At 35.3% G+C, this 19,471-nt stretch carries 15 protein-coding genes; 2 read left to right on the forward strand and 13 right to left on the reverse strand.

Annotated features, from left to right (window positions below):
- Positions 1 to 15: 15 nt before the first annotated feature.
- From CVD18_RS05825 to CVD18_RS05855, 7 genes are read right to left on the reverse strand one after another with little or no spacing between them, the layout of a single operon-like run.
- On the reverse strand, positions 16 to 1,092 hold the full coding sequence (locus CVD18_RS05825; protein WP_103864506.1) for a cytochrome c oxidase subunit II: 1,077 nt from the start codon (positions 1,090 to 1,092) through the stop codon (positions 16 to 18).
- Between the two features lie 31 nt (positions 1,093 to 1,123).
- The gene (locus CVD18_RS05830) at positions 1,124 to 2,467 is read right to left on the reverse strand and encodes a quinol:cytochrome C oxidoreductase (protein WP_103864507.1); all 1,344 of its coding nucleotides are present in this window, start codon (positions 2,465 to 2,467) and stop codon (positions 1,124 to 1,126) included.
- 44 nt (positions 2,468 to 2,511) lie between these two features.
- Positions 2,512 to 3,186, reverse strand: a complete 675-nt coding sequence (locus tag CVD18_RS05835) for a cytochrome c (protein ID WP_103864508.1) — start codon at positions 3,184 to 3,186, stop codon at positions 2,512 to 2,514.
- A 5-nt stretch (positions 3,187 to 3,191) separates the two neighbouring features.
- Complete coding sequence (locus tag CVD18_RS05840) at positions 3,192 to 3,731, reverse strand: DUF3341 domain-containing protein (protein ID WP_103864509.1); 540 nt, start codon at positions 3,729 to 3,731, stop codon at positions 3,192 to 3,194.
- Between the two features lie 4 nt (positions 3,732 to 3,735).
- The gene (nrfD, locus tag CVD18_RS05845; RefSeq protein WP_103864510.1) at positions 3,736 to 5,472 is read right to left on the reverse strand and encodes an NrfD/PsrC family molybdoenzyme membrane anchor subunit; all 1,737 of its coding nucleotides are present in this window, start codon (positions 5,470 to 5,472) and stop codon (positions 3,736 to 3,738) included.
- Between the two features lie 35 nt (positions 5,473 to 5,507).
- A complete protein-coding gene (locus CVD18_RS05850) occupies positions 5,508 to 8,633 on the reverse strand; it encodes a TAT-variant-translocated molybdopterin oxidoreductase (protein ID WP_103864511.1) in 3,126 nt (1,041 codons plus the stop codon).
- A 58-nt stretch (positions 8,634 to 8,691) separates the two neighbouring features.
- Positions 8,692 to 10,014: a c-type cytochrome gene (locus tag CVD18_RS05855; protein WP_103864521.1), complete on the reverse strand. Its 1,323-nt coding sequence runs from the start codon at positions 10,012 to 10,014 to the stop codon at positions 8,692 to 8,694.
- Positions 10,015 to 10,238: 224 nt separating this feature from the next.
- Here CVD18_RS05855 and CVD18_RS05860 point away from each other — a divergent pair, with 224 nt between their 5' ends.
- Positions 10,239 to 10,694, forward strand: a complete 456-nt coding sequence (locus CVD18_RS05860) for an SPOR domain-containing protein (RefSeq protein WP_103864512.1) — start codon at positions 10,239 to 10,241, stop codon at positions 10,692 to 10,694.
- A 631-nt stretch (positions 10,695 to 11,325) separates the two neighbouring features.
- Here the strand turns inward: CVD18_RS05860 and infB are convergent.
- From infB to rimP, 3 genes are read right to left on the reverse strand one after another with little or no spacing between them, the layout of a single operon-like run.
- A complete protein-coding gene (gene infB, locus CVD18_RS05865) occupies positions 11,326 to 14,151 on the reverse strand; it encodes a translation initiation factor IF-2 (protein WP_103864513.1) in 2,826 nt (941 codons plus the stop codon).
- Positions 14,152 to 14,195: 44 nt separating this feature from the next.
- On the reverse strand, positions 14,196 to 15,428 hold the full coding sequence (nusA, locus tag CVD18_RS05870) for a transcription termination factor NusA (RefSeq protein ID WP_103864514.1): 1,233 nt from the start codon (positions 15,426 to 15,428) through the stop codon (positions 14,196 to 14,198).
- Between the two features lie 15 nt (positions 15,429 to 15,443).
- Complete coding sequence (gene rimP / locus CVD18_RS05875; protein WP_233194484.1) at positions 15,444 to 15,944, reverse strand: ribosome assembly cofactor RimP; 501 nt, start codon at positions 15,942 to 15,944, stop codon at positions 15,444 to 15,446.
- Positions 15,945 to 16,137: 193 nt separating this feature from the next.
- On the opposite strand from rimP, the gene CVD18_RS05880 reads away from it, so the two are divergent.
- On the forward strand, positions 16,138 to 16,971 hold the full coding sequence (locus CVD18_RS05880) for a universal stress protein (RefSeq protein ID WP_369858584.1): 834 nt from the start codon (positions 16,138 to 16,140) through the stop codon (positions 16,969 to 16,971).
- A gap of 67 nt (positions 16,972 to 17,038) precedes the next feature.
- Here the strand turns inward: CVD18_RS05880 and CVD18_RS05885 are convergent, their stop codons facing one another.
- The 3 genes from CVD18_RS05885 to CVD18_RS05895 form a co-directional block, all read right to left on the reverse strand.
- A complete protein-coding gene (locus CVD18_RS05885) occupies positions 17,039 to 18,280 on the reverse strand; it encodes a hypothetical protein (protein ID WP_103864515.1) in 1,242 nt (413 codons plus the stop codon).
- Positions 18,281 to 18,731: 451 nt separating this feature from the next.
- Positions 18,732 to 18,941 (reverse strand): hypothetical protein, encoded by a 210-nt coding sequence (locus CVD18_RS05890; protein WP_103864516.1) that lies wholly within the window; start codon positions 18,939 to 18,941, stop codon positions 18,732 to 18,734.
- Between the two features lie 71 nt (positions 18,942 to 19,012).
- Positions 19,013 to 19,399, reverse strand: a complete 387-nt coding sequence (locus CVD18_RS05895; protein ID WP_103864517.1) for a creatininase family protein — start codon at positions 19,397 to 19,399, stop codon at positions 19,013 to 19,015.
- Positions 19,400 to 19,471: the final 72 nt, after the last annotated feature.

Raw genomic sequence — 19,471 nt, forward strand, 5'->3', positions numbered from 1 at the left:
TTATTATTATCTTTCTTAATTGCTTGCTTGTGCTGATAACTGCTCACCAAAAGTAGTTTGCTCTTTTATCCAAGCTTCATAATCTTCTTCAGATTCTACGATAATCTTCATCTGCATGTTATAATGTGATACTCCACATATTTTATTACACAGCAAATAATAATCAAAAGTATACTCTTCTAAAGCTTCGTCTCCCGCTTTAACCAATTTTTTACTTTTCTCTTTTCTGATTTTGTTGATAGTAGCAACTTTCTCTATCATAAACTCACTATTTCTCATCTCCTCAGAAGTAAGAGTTGGTGTATATGCAAATTCAGTAATCATACCTGGAACAACATTCATTTGTGCTCTAAAGAAAGGCATGTATGCAGAATGCAATACATCTTGAGATCGCATCTTAAAAATTACTTTTCTATTTACAGGCAGGTGTAGTTCATTTGTTATTTTATCATCTTTTCCGTAACCATCAGAGACATCCAATCCTAATGTATTAATACCTTCGATAAAACGCACATTAGCTTTACCTAATTCATTATCTGCACCAGCATATCTTGCACGCCAGTCAAACTGATATGCATATAACTCTACGATTAATGGATCTCCTTCATTCTCATCAATATTCATGATATCGGTCCAAGTAAATAATCCATATATAATTAATCCAGCAAGTACTATTACTGGAATAATAGTCCAAATAAATTCTAATTTATCATTATCTGCAAAGAACAATGCTTTGTTTTCTTTTTTACCTCTGTATTTGTATGCAAAAAAGTGCAACAACCCTTGAGTAAGGATTTGTACAATCATAATCAACACCATTGATATCAGCATCAATCTATCATAATCTACTCCATGTTCTGAAGCTGATTCAGGTAAAAAATATGAGTTATACTGAATAAAACAATATGCCATCAATATATAAAAAAGCACTACAAATACAAGCATTAACTTACCTTGTAAGTTATTATCCTTATCATTTGCTACTTGAGAGTTATCTTCTCCACTTACTTTTGACAAATTCAATATTTTTGACATTTGCCATAAGGTGATTCCAAAAAGCGCTATAACTACTATGGTTAAGAATACAGTCATTTTTATCTATCTTCTTTTTTTACAATTCAAATTAATAATGGAAATGCTTACTTTCCTCTATATATGGGTTTCCTTTAGCTAACAAAGGTGCTTTGGTTAATGCTCTAAACACTACAAACAAGAACAATCCAAGGAATAATAACACAGCACTAATTTCGCTGATCCCTATAAACCAAGATTTACCAACAGTTGCAGGCATTATCATATTAAAAATATCTATATAGTGTCCACAAAGAATAACAATTCCTGCCATTACAACAAACCAGTTTACACGTTTAAAGTCACTATTCATTAATACTAATAATGGAAAAATAAAGTTCATCACTAACATTCCGAAAAATGGTAAATTATAATCTTCTATACGAGTAATAAAATACGTTACCTCTTCAGGAATATTCGAGTACCATATCAACATAAATTGTGAAAACCAAAGATATGTCCAAAAAACACTGATACCAAACATAAATTTAGCTAAATCATGAATATGGCTATTATTTACAAACTCTAAATACCCTTTAGACTTTAAGTAAATAGTTAACAAAGCTATTGTGGTAATTCCTGAAACAAATAAACTTGCAAATACATACCACCCAAACAACGTACTAAACCAGTGTGGATCAAAACTCATAATCCAATCCCATGATGCCATAGATTCTGTATAAATAAAGAACACCAAAAACGCTGCCGATATTTTAAAACTTTTCTTATACCATTTATTACCTGTTGAATCCTCATCCTGCAATCTTGAATATTTTACCGCAAAATGACGGTATAACATCCAGCCTGCTAAAAAGAATGCTGCTCTAATAATAAACCATGTACCATTTAACCAACTTGCTTTACCTTGAAGAAGTGCATCGTGTTCTACCACCTTAGGGTCTGCCCAAACAAATAAATGGTTGATATGAAATCCTGATAATGCCAAGATTACAAAAAGCACAATTCCACCAGGTACTAGGTATGCTGTAATAGCTTCCATAACTCTAAAGAGTACTGGGGACCAACCTGATTGTGACGCAAACTGTATTGCATAAAATGCCAATACACCTAAGGCTATCATAAAAAAGAAAAATGCGGCTACATATAACGACGCCCAAGGCTTGTTTTGTAATTGATGTAAAACATGCTCATAATGTGCATCTCCTCCATGAGCATCTTCTTCGTCTGCTTTTTCACCATGAGTTTCTTTTCCATGGTCGCTTTTTTCTGCATGTGATTCTCCATGACCACCGCCGTGAGCGTCGTGCGTTGCCATCATTTCTTTTACTTCCTGTATAGATCCAGGCCTTTGTGCAAATCCAACAACAAGACCTACTAAACCTACAACCATAAGGATGATAGAAAATAATCTTAATCTATTTGATAGCGTATACATATCTTTATAATATCGTTATTCTTAACTTTTTTACTAATGCACTATTAATGTGCGTTACTATGATCTTTTGCTGGTTCTTGATGATCGTTTGCCAGCTCTTCATGCTTTTCATCTACAACTACTTCTACCACTTCTACAACCTCTGTATCAATTCGAGGTGTTTTACCTTCTAGATCAGCTTTTAATTTTTGCACATATTGAACAATTTGCCAGCGCTCGTGTTCACTTGTCTGAGAAGCATAAGACCCCATTGAATTAATCCCGTAATACATTACATGATAAATACTCCCTTCTGTGATTGCTCTACCTACATCTGCATAACTAGGAACCCCAAGAATTTTTTCTCTTTTCACTAATGTACCTTTACCATCTCCTTTTCCTCCATGACAAATTGCACAATAGATATCATATAATTCTTTACCTACTTCTTCGTTTTCTTTGGTATAACGAATAGGGTTTTTCAGACTATCTTTAGCCTGAAGATATCCATTATTTGAATTTTCATATTCATATGGCATCCATCCTCTAGGAATAGACCCCTCTACAGGCAACATCGCTTCCTGACTACCTGGAAAAACCTTATAATCCCCATAAGTTTCATAACTTACTGGTTCATACATATTAGGCATATACTGATAATTAGGCTTTGATTTATTTTGACAAGAAACAACACAAATTATCACTACTGCCGCTGCTAATATTTTTATAGTATTCTTCATTATTACTAATGGTTATCTTCTTCCTTATCTATTACTTTAATTTCTACTGCTCCGGTATTACCCAAGAAACTAATAAGATGATCTACATCATGACTCCCTGCGTCAACCTCCATCAAGAAATAATCATCTGTAGTTCTTACATCAGGATTTTCTGCTTTCTTAAACGGCCATAACTTACTTCTCATATAAAAGGTTATTACCATTAAATGCGCTGCAAAAAACACGGTAAGTTCAAACATAATCGGCACAAAAGAAGGCATATTCTCAAGGTAGCTAAAACTTGGTTTTCCACCAATATTCTGAGGCCAATCTTCTATCATGATATAATTCATCATCACAGTTGCTATAGTCAAACCGACACAACCATATAAGAAGGCTGTAATAGCCAAACGTGTATGAGGTAATCCCATTGCTTTATCTAGCCCGTGGACTGGAAAAGGGGTATAAACCTCTTCGATATGATAATGTTCTGTTCGAACTTTCTTAACGGCATCCATCAGGATATCGTCATCAATATATAGTGCATGTATAACTTTTGATGCCATACTCTTAGTTATTTTTTAGTTGTTGTGCCTGACCAGCCCAATCATCACGTTGTGCTCTACCAGGGAAAGATCCTGTAATACTATCTAATATATCATACTCTGTAGAGGTCATTTTACTCACTTGATCAAAAGTAAATATTCCGATCTCATTAAGTTTCTTTTCCATTACAGGGCCGATACCATTTACTTGCTTAAGATCATCTGCCTTTTGAGTAGATGGGTCAAAAGATCCAAGATTACCTAATAAACTATTAATGTCTTCTTGACTTGCTTCTACTGCCACATTTTCTGAAGATACTTGTACATCCTCTCGAATTATTTTTACCTCTCTCTTAGGAAGCTCATCTCTATGATCTTTCCCCGCGTCTCTTAATCTCTTATATTTCTCACCCGAAGATTTCAGTATTGATTTTACCTCTGCCTGAGCAATAACTGGGAAGCTTCTTGCGTACAGTAAGAACAAGACAAAAAAGAATCCTATCGTACCTATAAATATTCCTATATCTACAAAGGTTGGAGAAAACATCGTCCATGAAGATGGTAAGTAATCTCTATGTAATGAGGTTACGATAATCACAAAACGTTCAAACCACATCCCTATGTTTACTACAATAGAAATAATAAAAGAGAACATAATACTTCTTCTCAATTTTGGGAACCACATAAACTGTGGAGAGAACACATTACATGTCATCATCGCCCAATATGCCCACCAATAAGGTCCTGTTGCCCTATTAAGAAATGCATACTGCTCATACTCTACTCCAGAATACCATGCGACGAATAACTCAGTAATATAAGCTACCCCTACTATAGACCCCGTAATCATTATTACAATATTCATCAACTCTATATGCAAGATGGTGATGTAATTTTCTAGATTCGATACCTTTCTCATAATAATAAGAAGTGTATTTACCATTGCGAATCCAGAAAATACCGCTCCTGCCACAAAATATGGTGGAAATATCGTGGTATGCCATCCTGGTATTACAGAAGTAGCAAAATCAAAAGATACAATCGTATGTACAGAAAGTACAAGTGGTGTTGCTAAACCTGCAAGAACCAAAGATACTTCTTCAAAACGTTGCCAGTCTTTTGCTCTTCCACTCCACCCAAAAGAAAGTAAACTATAAATCTTTTTATTAAATGGTGTAATGGCACGGTCTCTAATCATTGCGAAATCAGGCAAAAGACCTGTCCACCAGAACACTAATGATACTGATAAGTATGTTGATATCGCAAATACATCCCAAAGCAATGGTGAGTTAAAGTTTACCCATAATGATCCAAATTGATTTGGTATAGGTAATACCCAATACGCCAACCAAGGACGCCCCATGTGTATAATTGGGAACAATCCTGCCTGAACTACAGCAAAGATCGTCATTGCTTCCGCAGAACGGTTAATTGCCATTCTCCATTTCTGGCGGAATAATAACAGTACCGCCGAAATAAGGGTTCCAGCGTGACCAATACCTACCCACCATACAAAATTGGTGATATCCCAGGCCCATCCAACTGTTTTATTTAATCCCCAGGTTCCAATACCTGTAGAGACTGTATATATTATACAACCCATACCCCAAAGGAACGCAATAAGTGAGATTGAAAACACAATCCACCAAGACTTATTTGCTTTTCCTTCTACCGCCGCTACAACATCTAATGTTACATCATGATATGTTTTATCACCGGTTACTAAAGGTTTTCTTATAGGTGCTTCGTAATGAGACATAATCCTTTATAATTGAATTGATTCTTTATTTTAGTTAATTAGGCTTCTGTAGTATTTCTTACTTTAGTCTGATATACTACGTTTGGTTTTACTCCTACATGCTCTAATAAATGATACGCTCTGTCATCTTTTACTAGCTCTGCAATTTTACTACCTTCTTCATTTACATCTCCAAAACGCATTGCTCCTGATGAACAAGCAGCTGAACAAGCACAAGAATCATTAAACTCTCCTGCTTCTACAAGTCTTCCTTCACGTTTTGCTTTTAAGATAATTGCTTGCGTAGACTGGATACAGAAAGAACACTTCTCCATAACCCCTCTAGAACGTACAGTTACATCAGGATTAAGTACCATTCTACCCAAGTCATTATTCATGTAATAGTCAAACTCGTCATTGTTATTATACAAGAACCAGTTAAATCTACGCACTTTATATGGACAGTTGTTTGCACAATATCTTGTACCTACACAACGGTTATATGCCATATGATTTTGTCCTTGTCGACCATGTGATGTCGCTGCCACAGGACATACAGTCTCACAAGGCGCATGGTCACAATGTTGACACATTACTGGTTGGAATACTACCTGAGGGTTATCTGATGGATTTTCCATCTCTCCAAACTCAGACAATGAACTTCCTAATCCTGCAATATTATCTTTCTTTTGATTATCACCATCAAAACTCTCTTCTGAAGAGTAATAACGGTCAATACGCAACCAGTGCATATCTCTAGATCTACGCACTTCTGATTTACCAACTACAGGCACATTATTTTCTGCATGACAAGCAATAACGCATGCTCCACATCCAGTACAAGCATTCAAGTCAATAGAAAGATTGAAATGATGACCTATTGATGGATCAAATTCATCCCAAAGGTCTACTTCTGGTGAAGTAACCTCAAATTCTATATGATTTTTGCTTACTTCAGGAATTGCATTCCAATAATGTTTATCTTTTGTATTAAATACTTCTAATGTAGTTTCTTTTACAATATCTCCCCGCCCCATTAACGTATTATGCAACTGCACACACGCAAATTCATGAACTCCTCCTACTGCAACTATAGAAACACTTTGAACGTCGTTAAAATTTTGATACAAAGGATATGCATTTACCCCAACTTTCATATCTTCTTTAACTCCTTTTGTTTTACCATAACCCAAGGCTAATCCTACAGAACCTTTTGCTTGCCCTGGCTGTATAAGAACAGGAACAATAAGCTCAGATTTACCTACAGTTATTTTTGCATAACTACCATTTAAAGCTCCATTGGCAACATTTTCATTTGTCAACCCTAATGCATCTGCATCTGCCCCAGAAACTGTTAAATAATTATCCCATGATGCTCTAGATATTGGATCTGGCAATTCTTGTAACCAAGGGTTATTCGCTTGCTGACCGTCTCCTAAAGCAGTTTTTGTGTATAATGTAAGTTCAAATTCAGCTGATTTTGCAGTAGACAATCTTCTTGCTGCAGAATCAACATCAGGACTTGTAGATTTTACAGAGGCACCCTCTACAACATCTCCTTCAGGCATCGCTATTGCATCTACCAGTTCTTGTTTTACAAGAGCTGGTTTCTCTAATACCCCATCATGCAAAGCTTGGTTCCAAGAAGTATTACCTAGAATCCCAGTCCATGCATCTTTTATATATTCATGATACGTAGCTGTATTTCCAGTCCATTTCAACAATGTTTCCTGAAATTGTCTTGTATCAAATAACGGTCTAATTGTAGGTTGCATCAAACTATAGCTTCCTTCCTTCAATTCGACATCTCCCCATGATTCTAAATAATGAGGTGTTGTAGCTATATAGTCACACAATTCTGCTGTTGCATCATTATGCATACTAAATGCAACTGAGATATCTACTTTTTCAAGACCTGTCTTAAATTCTTCTGTATTCGGTAATGAATATACTGGATTAACTCCAGCAACTAACACGGCACCTACTCGCCCTGCATTCATACTCTTTATTAATTGTGCTACTGCTTTAGCATCACCCTTCCGTATTGTACGAGGGGTTTTCTCATTAAATGCTTTACTATGTATTGCTTTATTAATCTCTAAAACCAACAACTGAGCATCAACATCCTGAATACCACTAACAACTACCGCATTACTTCCTGCTTTCTGTATTTGCTTTGCTGCTTTTACAACCTGAGCATCCAATCCTGAATCAAGACCTCCTTTGGAACCTCCTGAACCAGTAACATATTTATACAATGCAGCTAATACTTGCTTTTGTTGTGATGGAGTAGCCTGCACTCTTTTATCTGCATTAGCACCTGTCAAAGACATATTTGCCTCAAACTGTACATGCCTAGACATTTTTCCATTCTTAGGAATACGACCTTGTGCATAACCACCATCGTACCCTCCTCCTTGCCAATCTCCTAAAAAGTCTGCAGCTATACTTACAATCGTATCTACTTTTGCAAAATCATAATCTGCAAGCGCTCTTTTACCATACATTAATTGATACGCATCCAACGCTTCATCATTGGAAATTGCATCATACACTACATGTCTTACGTTTTGATGTTTTGCTTTGAACTCAGAAATTAGTTTTGCAGTAGAAGGACTAGCATATGTTTGTGTTAACAACACAAGTTCTTTACCTCCTAAGTTATTCAACTTAGAACTTACTTCTTTATCTAAAGCATCCCAGCTAATATCTTCATTTCCCTTTTTTGGTCCTTGAAGCCTTGCACTATCATATAATGACAATACAGAAGCGTGTACTCTTGCATTGGCATCAGAATTAGTTTTAGCTAAATTGTTTTTTTCTATTTTTATTGGTCTACCTTCTCTAGTTTTTATTAAGACACTAGCAAAGTCATACCCATCTGCAATTGTAGTAGCATAATAGTTTGCCACACCAGGAACAATTCTGTCCGGCTGAACCACATATGGTATCGATTTTTTAACGGGACCTTCGCATGCTGCCAATGAAGCAGCTGCTGTACTAAAACCTACATATTTAAGAAAATCACGACGTGATGTCGAAGAATTCTCTAACGATGATTTATCACCTAAAAACTCATCCGTAGGAATTTCCTTTACGAATTCATTTTGTTGTAGCGTCTCAACAATAGAGCTATTTTCGTTTAGCTCTTCAACACTTTTCCAGTATTTCTTGTTTGATGACATATATAATTGATATTAGCTTCTTACTATTCTTCCAACTACGGAAACAATTTTTTTATTATTAATAATGGCACTTACCACATTCCAAACCACCCATCTGAGCAGCTGTCAGCTGATCTACACCATATTTCTTAGAAAGTTCTTTATGAATTTTCTCGTAATATTTATTGTCTGCAACTTTTACGTTGGTCTCCCTATGACAATTAACACACCATCCCATTGTAAGTGGAGCAAATTGATACATAACTTCCATCTCTTCTACAGGACCGTGACATTTTTGACACTCTACTCCTGCTACAGTTACGTGCTGAGAGTGATTAAAGTATGCAAAGTCTGGCAGGTTATGAATTCTAATCCATTTTACTGGTTCTGTTTTACCTGTATATGATTGCGAATCTGCATCCCATCCAACTGCTTTATATAACTTCTGGATTTCTCCATCATAAAATTCTTTTGAATGCTCTGCTGTCGCGGTAGCCTCTGCCACTTCACTTATAGACTTATGACAGTTCATACATACATTTAGAGCAGGAATTCCTGATGTTTTACTTACTCTAGCAGAAGAGTGACAGTACTTACATTCTATCTCATTATCTCCAGCATGTATCTTATGTGAATAATGTATTGGCTGAACTGGCTGATACCCTTGATCAACTCCTACCTGCATAAAGTAGCCATACACATAGTACCCACTAGCTAACATTAATAGAACTACTGTAACAAGTACCAAGAATTGATTCTCAATAAAAGCTTTCCATATTGGAGTTCTTCCTTTTGATTGTGGCAATACTACATTGTTTGCTTCTGCAAAATTTCTTAGTGTTTTGTTTACCAAAAACAACACTACTACAAGCATCAAGAACACCAATGCCAGTATTGCTAACATCACATTAACAGAAATACCAGAACCGTTATTTCCTGAAACCTCAGAACCTCCTCCTTGTGGCAGTGGTGGCGGATCAGCTTTTGGCACCATTGCATATGCTACTATATTATCTATATCAGCATTAGACAACTGCGGAAAAGCATTCATTGCAGTCTTGTTATATTCCTCATAGATAGCAACAGCCTGCGCATCACCAGAGGCAATCATTGCAGTACTATTCTTTACCCAAGAATATATCCATTCTTTCTCATACTTATCAGCAACTCCAAAAAGCGCAGGGCCTGTCATTTTCTTATATCGCTTATGACAAGCTGCACAAAGTGATTTAAACAACTCTTCTCCTTTGGCTACATCTCCTCCAGATGAAGCTTCAGTTGCAACAGCAGCATCAACAGCTGGTGCATCCTGTGCGTACACAGGATTAAAAAAAGTAAATAAAAAAACAGTTCCTAGGATTAGGATTTTAGAGGCTGAATTTCGGTGTTTCACCTGTTTCATATCTTCAAGTAGAATTATCGTCTTAATTTTGGTATGGTTTTTTCTTTTATCTTTAACAAAAAGACATAAAAACCGGCACATTTAATTCGGTAACAAAAGTACTACAATAAGTCGATTTTAGAAATGTTAGAGAACCGTTAACTATTAATTTATATTAATTCTAAATAAAACAAATTAACAATTTTAAACTATTAAACTTTACCTTTGCATTAAATCAATTTGTAATGAGAATATTAAACACTTCGAACTATACACCCTTATTTAGTTTCTTCTTTTTAATTATCAGCACTTTAAGCGCTCAAGATGATTCAGATCAAACTTCAAATCAAAACACTTTTGTTCAAGCAAATACGTACTCACAGCCAGAAGCCTCTGTTACTATCAACCAAGATCCCAAAATAAAAATGCTTCTTGATATAAAGTCAAAAATGGAAAAAGACGGAGAGTTTAGTGATCGTTACAAAATTCAACTATATTATGGAAGCCTAAACAAGGCAAATGAAATTACAAGAGCATCTAAAGAAGCCTTCCCTGATTGGGATTCATCTATCCAATGGGAGACCCCTAACTACAAAGTATGGATGGGGAATTACAGAACAAGGCTAGAAGCCGATAGAGCCTTAAAAGAAGTACACGCAAAATTTCCAAACGCATTCATATTTAAACCAGAGAAAAAGTAACAAGACTATACCACAACAACATCCATAAAGAACTCCTGAGCGTAATTTCAGGAGTTTTTTTTATTCTTTTTTTAGTGCAAACACCCTTTCTACACCAACACCTTTTAAGAATCGTGAATTCACATAAACCTACAAGAACACAAAAACCATAAACTCAAGTTTTTTTTGAAATGAAATAAAGAATATTTATAATCAAGACTAGGCTTTTACAGAAAATAACTTGATATCTTCACCTCCGTTCTTTTCAACCTAAAAAACATCTATAAAAGAACACTTCCTCCTTACATTAAATCAAGTTAACATCACTATTACAACCACACTTCTATAAACACCGCAAGCTCATACCTAGTTAAAAAAAACATCAGGTCGAGTATTGTTTAAGAAAGAGAATAGAGAAAAATCATATTGAGCTTAAATTATCAAAGGAAAGCAACTTGTTCTTAACATATTTTCAGCCTTTACATAAGCTTCTTTTACATTTAATCAGACTAGTAGCACCTCACAAAACAACATTTTCAAAACAACAAAAACTATCCTTTTACCACAGCAAACATCCTCACTATCCTTATAAATTTAAAAAGGCTAATAACGAAAGTTATTAGCCTTTTTAAATTTATAGTTAAAAGAAATACTACAATTTCTTTTTTACTGCTACTTCCTGATACGACTCTACTACATCACCAATTTTTATATCATTGTAATTCTTCACTTGCAATCCACAATCATACCCTTTGGCAACCTCTTTTGCATCGTCTTTAAAACGTTTAAGAGAAGCCAATTCTCCTGTATAAACTACAACTCCTTCTCTAATCAATCTGATTCCAGAATTACGATAAATCTTACCTGTCAATACCATACAACCAGCAATTGTTCCAACTTTAGAAATCTTAAATGTCTCTCTAATTTCAGCCGTACCCGTAACTTCTTCTTTCATTACAGGAGACAACATCCCTTCCATCGCATCTTTAAGATCATTAATAGCATCATAAATAATCGAATACGTTCTGATGTCTATTTCTTCCTTGTCTGCAACTTGCCTAGCATTTCCTGCTGGCCTTACATTAAACCCAATAATAATCGCATCAGATGCAGATGCTAATAATACATCACTTTCTGTTATTGCTCCTACCGCTTTATGGATTATGTTTACATGAATTTCTTCTGTCGATAATTTCTGGAACGAATCTGTTAACGCCTCTACAGAACCATCTACATCCCCTTTTAGGATTATGTTAAGCTCTTTAAAGTCTCCTAACGCAATTCTACGTCCAATCTCATCAAGCGTAATATGTCTTTGTGTACGAACAGATTGCTCTCTATGTAATTGCGCTCGTTTTGAAGCTATATCTTTTGCTTCTCTTTCATCTTCTAATACCTTAAACTTATCCCCTGCTTGTGGCGCACCATCAAGTCCTAAAATAGAAACTGGGGTAGAGGGTCCTGCTACTTTTACATTATTCCCTCTCTCATCATGCATTGCCTTTATCTTACCACTATTTTTACCAGCAAGAACATAATCTCCTATACGTAGTGTACCTGTTTGCACTAATATTGTAGACACATACCCTCTTCCTTTATCCAAGAATGCTTCTACAACTGTTCCTGATGCCATACGATCTGGATTCGCTTTAAGCTCAAGTATTTCTGCTTCAAGAAGCACTTTTTCTAGCAATTCTTTTACTCCTAATCCTGTTTTTGCTGAAATATCATGGGATTGAATTTTTCCTCCCCAATCTTCTACCAACAAATTCATAGAAGCTAATTTTTCTTTTATCTTTTCAGGGTTTGCCTCAGGTCTATCAACTTTATTTATAGCAAATATAATTGGAACTCCTGCTGCTTGTGCATGGCTTATTGCTTCTTTAGTTTGTGGCATCACATCATCATCTGCCGCAATTACAACAATCGCCAAATCCGTTACCTGAGCACCACGAGCTCGCATTGCTGTAAATGCTTCGTGACCTGGAGTATCTAAGAAGGCTATTTTTTGCCCATTATCTAATTGCACTCCATAAGCTCCGATATGTTGAGTTATTCCTCCACTCTCTCCTGCAATTACATTTTCTTTTCTAATATAATCTAGTAATGATGTTTTACCATGATCAACATGACCCATTACTGTTACTATTGGAGCTCTATTTTCTAAATCTTCTGGGGCATCAACAATTTCTTCTATAGCCTCTTCAATATCAGCTGTTACGAAATTTACTTCATACCCAAATTCATCTGCTACTATAGACAATGTTTCTGCATCCAAACGCTGATTCATCGTTACCATAATCCCAAGAGACATACATGCTGAGATTACTTCTGTAGTAGATATACTCATCATCGTTGCCACTTCTGACACAGTAACAAACTCTGTCACCTTAAGCACTTTACTCTCTTGTTCTTGTTGCGCTACATCATCTTCAGCTTTTTGACGGTGCTGATCTCTTTTATCTCTACGATATTTTGCTGCTTTAGACTTATTAGATTTCCCTTGTAATTTCTCAAGAGTCTCTCTTACTTGTTTTTGTACTTCTTCTTCACTTGGCTCTTCCTTGACAACAGCAGGTCTTTTTCCTTTTACTGGTCCTCTTCCACGGTTTCCACCTCCACGGTTTCCTCCTCCTCGATTTCCTCCACCAGACTGACCTCCAGGTCTACCTCCGCCAGAACCTTGATTTCCATCTTTACTTATTCTTCTACGGCGTTTCTTTGCAGCATCTCCTGCAGAAGATTTTTTATCTGATTTATCATCCTTCTTTTTAGCAGGCTTTTTAAACTGAGTTAAATCAATTTTTTGACCTGTAAAATTAGGACCATCTAATTTTTTATACTGAGTCTTTACTTTTTCTGGCTCTGAGGAAACCACAGGTTGCTCCTCTGGCTCTTTAGGCTTTTCCTTTTTACTCACCTCTGGCTCTTTAGGTTTTTCTTTCTTTACTTCTTTTGGCGCAGGAGGTGCCTGTTTTGTTATTTTCAAACCTTGCTTTTTTGGCCTATTTGAAATCATCTCAGGTTCAGAACTTTTTACTTCTTCTTTCTTAGGAACTTCTTTAGCAGAAGGAGTTTCTTTTACTTCTTCTTTTTTAGGCTCTACACCCTCTTCTTTCTTTTTAGCTCCTAATTCTATTTTACCCACCTGTTTAGGTCCGTTTAATTTAGCCTTAGCTTTCACAACTTCACGAGCCTCAGCACGCTTACGTCTTTCTTCCTGCTCATGTTCGATTTGCACTCGCAATGCTTCTTTCTCCTTCTTCTTTTCTTCTCCAACTTCTTTTGAAGCCACTTTTTTACTCTTATCTGTTTGAAATTCATCAAACAAGAGCTTATAAATTTCTGAAGAAATTTTTGTAGTAGGACGCGCATCAATCTCGTGACCTTTTGAATTCAAAAAGTCAACAGCTCGATCTAGCGAGATATTGAATTCGCGTAATACTTTATTTAGTCTCATTGTTCCTGCTTCAGCCATAAACGCCTTATTATTTAATGCTCAAATATAATTAATTGTGATTATTAATCTTCAAATTCAGATTTTAAAATTCTAATCACTTCGCCTACTGTCTCTTCTTCAAGATCAGTTCGCTTTACTAAATCACTAATATCCTGTTCCAAAATACTCTTAGCAGTATCTAATCCTATCTTAGAAAACTCTTCTATAATCCACGAATCTATTTCGTCTGAGAACTCTGTTAACTCTACATCTTCCTCAACACCTTCTCTAAACACATCTATCTCAAAACCTGTAAGCTGACCCGCTAATCTTATATTATGACCACCTCGCCCTATTGCTTTTGAAACCTCTTCTGGTCTCAACATAACTTCTGCTCGACTAGTCTCTTCATTAATCTTTATAGAAGTAACTTTTGCAGGACTTAGTGCTCTTGTAATAAATAATTGTAAATTATTAGTATAATTAATAACATCAATATTCTCATTACCTAATTCTCTCACTATACCATGTATACGCGATCCTTTCATACCCACACATGCTCCAACAGGATCTATTCTATCATCATATGAATCTACAGCTACTTTTGCTTTCTCTCCTGGTATCCTCACCACTTTCTTAACGCTGATTAACCCATCAAACACTTCGGGTATTTCAGATTCAAATAATTTTTCTAAAAACAAAGGTGATGTTCTTGACATAATTATAGATGGCTTATTACCTTTAAGCTCTACAGATTCAATAACTCCTCTTACATTTTCTCCTTTTCTAAAAAAGTCTGAAGGGATCTGTCTATCTTTTGGCAAGATAATCTCATTTCCTTCATCATCCAACATAATTATCGCTCTATGTCGAATATGATGCACTTCTGCCGTATATATCTCTCCTTCTAATTCCTTAAACTGCTTATAAATATTGGTGTTATCATGCTCATGAATTCTAGAAATCAGATTCTGTCTCAATGCTAATATAGAACGTCTTCCCAGATCAATAAGCTTTACTTCTTCTGACACATCTTCTCCCACCTCAAAATCAGGTTCTATTCTTCTAGCTGCTGTTATTGATATTTCTTGATTGTCATCCTCAACTTCTCCATCTGCAACAACGATACGATTTCTCCATATCTCCAAATCTCCTTTATCAGGATTTATAATAATATCGAAATTATCATCACTACCAAACTTCTTCTTAAGAGCATTTCTAAACACATCTTCCAAGATCGACATCAATGTAACACGATCTATAAATTTATCATCCTTGAATTCTGAAAATGATTCTATTAATGCGATATTTTCCATATCAATATATTATTATTAAAATGTTATCATAACTTTTGCTTCTACAATATCTTTATAAGCTATAGCAGCTTCCTTAGTAACTGTTACCTTACCTTTACCAACAGGTTTTGGCTCTCTTGCTTTCCAAGTCAACTCAATTACATCTTCTGTTGCCGAAACAAGTTCCCCTTCTATAGTTTGCTCAGTTGTTTTTACTTTCAGCTTTCTACCAATATTTTTTTTGTATTGACGAACATGCTTAATTCCTTCTGAAACCCCTGCTGACATTACCTGAAGAGAAAAATCCTCTTCTTCTCTATCCAAATTATGCTCTATTGCTCTACTTACAGCAATACAATTCTCTACAGTAACACCATCATCACCATCGATAATAATCTCAATACTATTACCTGAGTTAATCTTACTTTCAATTAAGAATAAAGACGGATTCTCTTGAAGCGCCTCTTCTAATAAATTCTGAACTTTGTCCTTTAATGGCATAAATAGATAAAAAGAGGGGACTTCTCGTCCCCTCATTCTGGTTTTTTAATTTCAACGGTGCAAAGATAGTAATAATATCTTAGATACAAAATATCGCTGAGAATGAATTTATTCGTAAATTTAAGATACCATATTATAGACTCTTTTTCTTTAAGCTTCGATCTAGACAAGATTGAGATTCTAAATTCACAAAACGGTAAACATATACACCTTTCAAAAAAGTTATATTATGATAAAAAACATACTTGTTCCTACCGATTTCTCAAGACAAGCAGAAAGCGCACTGAAGGTTGCTGCGCAAATTGCAAAAAGAAATGATTCTAAAATCTTTTTGCTTCACATACTAGAACTACCAATTCACCTTACTGACCTTATGTCTTCTGGTGCTCCTGCACCAGCCCCTGAGGCTATATTCTTTATGAAACAGGCTCATAAAAAATTTGAAGAAGTACTCAAACAAGACTATTTACAGGATATCGAAGTCATAGAAACTGTAAGTTTTGAAGATGTAATGCATGGTATTATCAACTCTAGCACCAAAAACAATATTGACATCATTATCATGGGATCTCATGGATCTACTGGTTTTGAAGAATTATTCATCGGTTCTAATGCAGAAAAAATAGTTCGCACATCAAAAAAGCCTGTCTTAGTTATTAAAGAGGATTGTGATATTTTTGAAATCAATGATTTTGTTTATGCTACAAATTTTGATGACGAAGACAAATCTTGCTTATTAGCCGCTCATGAATTTTCAAAATCCATCAACGCAAAGCTTCATCTTGTTTGGATCAACACTGCAAACGGTTTTAAAACTACACATGAGACTGAAGAAAAAATGAATAAAATGACTTCTTCTCTCTCTCTACAAAACCACACCTTAAATATTTATAACGATATCACTGTAGAAAAAGGAATCCTCAACTTTGCCAATTCAATTAATGCTGGCATGATCGGTATCAGCACCCACGGAAGAAAAGGAATATCACATTTTATAAACGGAAGTCTTGGAGAAGATGTAGTAAATCACGCAAAACGCCCTGTATTAACATTTAAAATATAACCGAGGTTTTTTTTTAAGACTAACCAGAAATTACAGACTCCTGCTCATTTGTTTCTACGTAAAATTGCTACCAAAGTTTTGCTATATGTTGCATTGTACCCCCCTTGTGAGAAGAAACAACTTTAAAATCATCAAACCCATCTTGTCTAAGGAAAAATGAAAACTCTGTGTCTAATGCTGAATCAGTATAACCAGCAAAGAAATATTTTGCCCCATCAATTGTATTATTAAATTGAGTATAATCATAGTCCTCATCAAGTCCTGTGAATGGGGTTACTTTCAGTGTTTCCAGATCCAGTACTACCGTCTTAAAATCACCTCCTCCATAAACCGACCACCTCTGGTCATATGAATCTGGGTGGTTATACTCCTTAGCATCTACATAAGTAAAAACAAGCTTATTATCTAACATAAAAGTACTAGAAGCATAAAATGTAATTGGAAGGACGTTGGACAGATCAACATAAAAATCTGAATCAAACGTTCCATCATCATTGAGTTTTAGTAAAGCAAAAGGATTTGGCACATCATTTTCCTTAAAGTAAGGAGCTACAAAAGCATTTCTTCTTCCAGGAGTTAAATACTTTGTACCTTTCTCATCTGAGAGAATGTCAAGTCCATTTGAATATAATCGGTTATCCTTACTATATTCGATAGAACTGGTTGTAGGGTCAAAAATTGCCACCATTGCACCTGGTTTCACATACTCTGAACAACAGAAAACAGGTGTACCAAATTCAATAGACATTAAAATTTTTCCATTTGAAAGAAGGTATTTAAACCAATCTTTATACCAGTCGATTTGCACACCAACATCAGGAAGTGGGTCTACATTGTGAACTTTTGTGATCTTCATGTTGGAAGGGTTCCACTCTACGATCACTCCTTCGGCAAGCTTTGAAAAAAAAGCCTGAGTATCTGATAGAAAAACGGGAGGTGCAACATCTCCCGAAATACCTAAATGCGCAAAACTAATAACTCCGTTCTTTGATACTTCCAAGGTAGCCTTGTCTACGCTCCATTTGGTTATCGTCGCATCATCACGGCTCCAAGTATAAGGGTGCTCATTATAAGAATAAATTCTATTGTTTAATCCCAATTCGACTGCTTCAGACACATTACTCTTAGATGGTATCTTTTCATGAACTTCCATATAATAAATTCTTCCTTCAGGTGTCTCCATTCGATACGCCAAGACATGAGCTGATTCAACCTCAGAGCTTCTTGAATTTGACTTATTCGATTTACCATCACTACAACCATTGAACAGCAATCCAACTATAGATATTATACTAAAAAACTTAATCATCCCTTTTATTTTTATGGAGTCAAAATTACATAATTATTTAAGTTAAAACTTTGTCATTAGCTTTATAAAAACACTCTTACTCAACGGTTATCTTTAAAGTAATCAAAGATCACGACGTTCGTTAGGTTTTGCATTTTCAATGTAAAGGAATTTTCTAGCTTACCAAATTCAAAATTACAGGTCATATTAGTTATAGATTATATTGACCTACTCTTCAAACTTAAAATTTTGAAAACCTGTGTTTTTCTTATCAACTCAACTATATACCCATAACGGATAAAGACAAAAACAGATAAGTCTTCTTACGTCAAATAAACGTATTCAAGTTTGTAACATGCCTTACCTTTGGCAAAGTAAGTAGTGTATATTTGGTATACAACAGGACTTGGTTTTGTCACATTCAACCACACTATTTTAATAAGATGAGGAACTCCTGATTTTATGTGAATTTTCATTCCTCCTGTCTAAAAGTTTCTATGTGATTTTTAATTTCTTCTATATACAATTTAACCCTCAAATCTGCATATTGTCGCCCGTCTTTTGCATTAGCTTTTCTAGGATTACCTGAGACACCTCGACGATCAAGTTGTGCATTTCCTCCCTTAATTGTATCACCAATGCCAAACAAATTTGGCCGAACATGCTTTTTTGAAATGGACATTATTTCAGAAACATCCCAATGACCACCATGTCCTCCTGCAGCTATGTTTCGTTTTTTAATTGATTTTTCAATTATCCCCTTGCTTTTGCATAACCGTTACCTGCATAATACACATCTACTTTTTGGTTTCTATAGCTTGAGGCAAGTGTATCTGCCAATTCCTTAAGAGGTTGTTGACTATTATAATGGTCACACATTAAAATAATCTGCGTAAAACCACTCGATATCATACTCAATGCTATTTCTTTATTGACATTATAAAAGGTTTGCTCTTCAAGAGATATTGTTCCTGAGAACTTTTTTAAGCTTATATGATTTGGAGCAAAAGGTATTATCAGAACAACAAGAGTCTTTCCTACACCTTTAGCAACTCTTTGGGTATAAGATTTCAATTTGAAGTTATGTTTCCCTAGTACCACATACGGTCCAGTTGCTTCAGTTCCTCCGCTATAATGGATATTCTATGGATACTGACCCCCATTCTGGTCATATTGACCCCTCTGTAGCTTTTGGTCTTAAAAAGATATGTT

The sequence above is a fragment of the Aquimarina sp. I32.4 genome, assembly GCF_002924285.1.
GTDB lineage: Bacteria > Bacteroidota > Bacteroidia > Flavobacteriales > Flavobacteriaceae > Aquimarina.

Bases quoted from the DNA above. Each gene is read 5' to 3' on its own strand.
- CVD18_RS05825 (WP_103864506.1), bottom strand. From the start codon at position 1,092: ATGACTGTATTCTTAACCATAGTAGTTATAGCGCTTTTTGGAATCACC.
- CVD18_RS05830 (WP_103864507.1), bottom strand. From the start codon at position 2,467: ATGTATACGCTATCAAATAGATTAAGATTATTTTCTATCATCCTTATG.
- CVD18_RS05835 (WP_103864508.1), bottom strand. From the start codon at position 3,186: ATGAAGAATACTATAAAAATATTAGCAGCGGCAGTAGTGATAATTTGT.
- CVD18_RS05840 (WP_103864509.1), bottom strand. From the start codon at position 3,731: ATGGCATCAAAAGTTATACATGCACTATATATTGATGACGATATCCTG.
- CVD18_RS05850 (WP_103864511.1), bottom strand. From the start codon at position 8,633: ATGTCATCAAACAAGAAATACTGGAAAAGTGTTGAAGAGCTAAACGAA.
- CVD18_RS05855 (WP_103864521.1), bottom strand. From the start codon at position 10,014: ATGAAACAGGTGAAACACCGAAATTCAGCCTCTAAAATCCTAATCCTA.
- CVD18_RS05860 (WP_103864512.1), top strand. From the start codon at position 10,239: ATGAGAATATTAAACACTTCGAACTATACACCCTTATTTAGTTTCTTC.
- infB (WP_103864513.1), bottom strand. From the start codon at position 14,151: ATGGCTGAAGCAGGAACAATGAGACTAAATAAAGTATTACGCGAATTC.
- nusA (WP_103864514.1), bottom strand. From the start codon at position 15,428: ATGGAAAATATCGCATTAATAGAATCATTTTCAGAATTCAAGGATGAT.
- rimP (WP_233194484.1), bottom strand. From the start codon at position 15,944: ATGAGGGGACGAGAAGTCCCCTCTTTTTATCTATTTATGCCATTAAAG.
- CVD18_RS05880 (WP_369858584.1), top strand. From the start codon at position 16,138: ATGATAAAAAACATACTTGTTCCTACCGATTTCTCAAGACAAGCAGAA.
- CVD18_RS05885 (WP_103864515.1), bottom strand. From the start codon at position 18,280: ATGATTAAGTTTTTTAGTATAATATCTATAGTTGGATTGCTGTTCAAT.
- CVD18_RS05890 (WP_103864516.1), bottom strand. From the start codon at position 18,941: ATGTCCATTTCAAAAAAGCATGTTCGGCCAAATTTGTTTGGCATTGGT.